Source organism: Streptomyces sp. NPDC059371 (genome assembly GCF_042751995.1).
Lineage (GTDB): Bacteria > Actinomycetota > Actinomycetes > Streptomycetales > Streptomycetaceae > Streptomyces.
In genome coordinates this window covers 8,768-11,614 of sequence record NZ_JBHYXD010000121.1, presented here as the reverse complement: position 1 = coordinate 11,614, position 2,847 = coordinate 8,768, and the positions used below count along the sequence as shown (strand labels likewise).

The 2,847-nt window shown below is 71.0% G+C and carries 3 protein-coding genes; 1 reads left to right on the top strand and 2 read right to left on the bottom strand.

The genetic code is table 11. The features are described 5' to 3' along the window. Positions 1-196 precede the first annotated feature (196 nt). Complete coding sequence (locus ACFXGX_RS38425) at positions 197-454, top strand: hypothetical protein (RefSeq protein WP_384801517.1); 258 nt, start codon at positions 197-199, stop codon at positions 452-454. A 23-nt stretch (positions 455-477) separates the two neighbouring features. Here ACFXGX_RS38425 and ACFXGX_RS38420 read toward each other — a convergent pair whose 3' ends face one another. Both ACFXGX_RS38420 and ACFXGX_RS38415 read right to left on the bottom strand, forming a co-directional pair. Further along, a complete protein-coding gene (locus tag ACFXGX_RS38420; protein WP_384801514.1) occupies positions 478-1,023 on the bottom strand; it encodes an NUDIX domain-containing protein in 546 nt (181 codons plus the stop codon). A 121-nt stretch (positions 1,024-1,144) separates the two neighbouring features. Further along, positions 1,145-2,485 carry a transcriptional regulator gene (locus ACFXGX_RS38415; protein WP_384801511.1) on the bottom strand — a complete coding sequence of 447 codons (1,341 nt, stop codon included), beginning with the start codon at positions 2,483-2,485 and terminating at the stop codon, positions 1,145-1,147. Positions 2,486-2,847 lie beyond the last annotated feature (362 nt).

Genomic DNA, 2,847 nt, shown 5'->3' with positions numbered 1-2,847 from the left:
CGAGATAAACACCACAATTATCGTCGGCAGCGACATATGTGTATAAGAGACAGGTGCCGGGCCCGCGCCGTTCACACGCCGTGTGCGCACCGGGCTCGCATATGCCCGGCGCACACTCTCCCCACGCGCCCACCAGGCGAGTTGACTTTCCGTGCGCAGACACAGGGATGTGCCGACCACGGAAAGGAGCGGACTCGTGACCGCCGACCCCGAGCATCCCACGGCACCGAAGGAGATCGCGGAGTTACGCCGGTCGCTCGAAGTGGGGTTCACCCGCATCGAGGGAGGACTGGCGCTGCTCACCCAGCGCGACGACCAGACGGCCAAGGATCTCGATGACCTGAGCACACGGATCGTCGCGCTCGAACACACCCGCTGGCCACTGCCCACCGTCGCCGTCGTCGCGGCCGTGGGCGCCCTGGCCGTCGCGGTCTGGCAGGCTCTCGGCCACTGAGGTCCGGGACGCGGGGGGGCCGATCAGGGCAACATGTCCTGTCCGAGCCTGAGATGGTGCAGGAGCAGCAGCGCGGCCGCCATGTTGGCGGCCGGGACCTCACCGCGGGCGACCATGTCGGGAACGAGTTTGAGGGGAACCCATTCCCGGCGGTCCGACTCGAAGTCGTCCACGGGGTGTCCGATGTACGCGCCCTCGTCGGCCCAGTAGATGTGATGCCGGGCGTCGGTGAGCCCGTTGGAGGGCTCGACACTCATCAGATGCCGCAGGGGTCCCGGCCGCCAACCGGTCTCCTCCTCCAGTTCGCGGGCCGCCGCCGCGGCGATGTCCTCGCCGTCCTCCACGACGCCCGCCGGCAGCTCCCATCCCCAACTGTCGGTGATGAAGCGGTGCCGCCACAGCAGCAGCACCTCGTTGGCCTCGTTCACCACCGTGGCCACGGCGACGGGCCGCAGCCGTATCAGGAAGTGATCGAGATGCCGCCCGTCCGGCAGCTCCACATCTGCGAGATTGACGCTGAACCAGCGGTTTTCATACACAGTTTGTTCGTTCTGTTTCGTCCACTGCACGGTTCTGCCACCTTCCGCCGAGTGAAGGCAATATCGCAGCAGCCGCGTTCCGGCAGCAGGGCTCACTGGGGTCGGGACGCAGCACGGTGGCGGTGAACGAAGGGGTGCGCCGGGCCGCTCCCTACAGCGGTACGCGCAGTGCGCCGTCGATGAGTTCAGCGGCCTCGGTCGTACCCGCGCAGCCGCTGCGCACCAGGTGTTCGCGTACCGCGCGCAGTCTGTCGCGCAGCCGCTGGGACTCCATTCCCCGTGCCTGCTCCGCCATTTGGACGGCCGTCGCCACCGCCTTGTCGGCGTTGCCCTGGCGCAGTTCGATCTGGCTGAGCATGGCGAGCCGGTGCACCCGCCCCCGGTCGTGCGCCGGATTGTCGACGGCGGCCACGGCGTGCTCCGCGGCGGCCACCAGGTCGCCGAGGCTGAGCAGCGCCTCCGCCACCTGTACGTTGACCAGTCCCGGCTGGACATAGCCGGTCTCGTCGGGCTCGTAACCGCGCCGGATGCGCTCGGCGGCCTGCTCGGCACGACGTATGCAGGAGAGTGCGCTGCTGCCGTCGCCCAGGTGTGCGTACGCCTTCGCCTGCATGGCGTAGAGGTCGGAGGCGAGCGCCGGCGTGATGTGGCGCCCCGCGGCGCGCAGCGCGGCCTCGGCGAAGGCGACCGCCTGCCGGTACTCGCGCATGAACAGCGACTGATTGACCAGCAGGGCTATGACGTAGGCGCCGAGTCCCCTGTCCCCGCTGGCCTTCGCCAGGCGCAGCGCCTGGTGGAAGTAGCGCTGGGCGAGTCCGTGCGCGTCGGAGTCGTAGGCGCAGATGCCCGCGATGGCCACCAACCCGCCCGTCGCACGGTGGAGTTGGCGCCCGGTGGCATCGGTGTAGCTGCCGCGCAGCAGGGGCGCGGTCTCGGAGTTGAGGAAGCCGACGATCCGGGTGCGGGTCGCCATGCCCCCGGCCTTGCGGTACATCTGCTCGTAGTGGGCCCGTGCCGCGCGCAGCATCTCGATGTCGGCCATGCTGACCTGATGGCGGCCGCCGCGCGAGACGTCCACGTCCTCGGGCGGGTTCTCCCACTCCCACACGGGCATCACGGCGGGGGTTCCGGTGACGGCCGGGGCACCGAGGATGTGCGGGCGCTGCTGTTCGTCGGAGCGCCACAGGGCGGTGGCGCGTTCGACGAAGCCGGAGAGCGAGCCGGCGTGCGGGGTGGAGGGCTCGCCGGGGACCCCGAGGCCGATGTCGTCGAGCGTGACGGGCCGGTGCAGCCGTCCCGCGAGCACCTCGCAGATCAGGTCGGGCACCTGTCCGCGCGGTCGCTGGCCCTTCAGCCACCGTGCCACGGCGGTGTGTTCGTAGCGCAGGGCCAGACCACGGGCCCGGCCCGCCTGGTTGACATGTGCCGCGAGTCCCGCGTGCGATATCCCCGCCTCGTCGAGGATCGCGTCGAGCAGAGTGTTGGGCTGCATGGGAGGCCCCCCGAGTGGCTCGTTGCCGACGGCCGGCCGGGCGACCTCTCCCGACCGCACCAGAGAGAGTAGTGCGTCCCCTTTCACACGGGGTGTGATGGGAATGCCCGTATCCGCGCTGTGCGCTCGCTGTCGCGGAGAGTTTCGCACCGGTTGACTGAAATGCCTCGCAAGAGGCCGGCCGGGCCGCCGGCTCCCCCTCGTACAGTACGGCGGCCCGCTCCGCGCCGTCCGCCCGGCCGCCTGCCCGACACCCCGTGGGCGGGCGGACCGCAGAGCCCGTGCCGGCGGGGCGGGCGCGGGGCTGCGGCCCGAGCGGGGTGGGGGCCCGGGGCGGGGGGGTGGCGGGGGGGGCCGGGGCG

What these genes read in the sequence shown, in the direction of transcription:
- ACFXGX_RS38415 (WP_384801511.1), bottom strand. Translation starts at nt 2,485, where the DNA reads ATGCAGCCCAACACTCTGCTCGACGCGATCCTCGACGAGGCGGGGATA.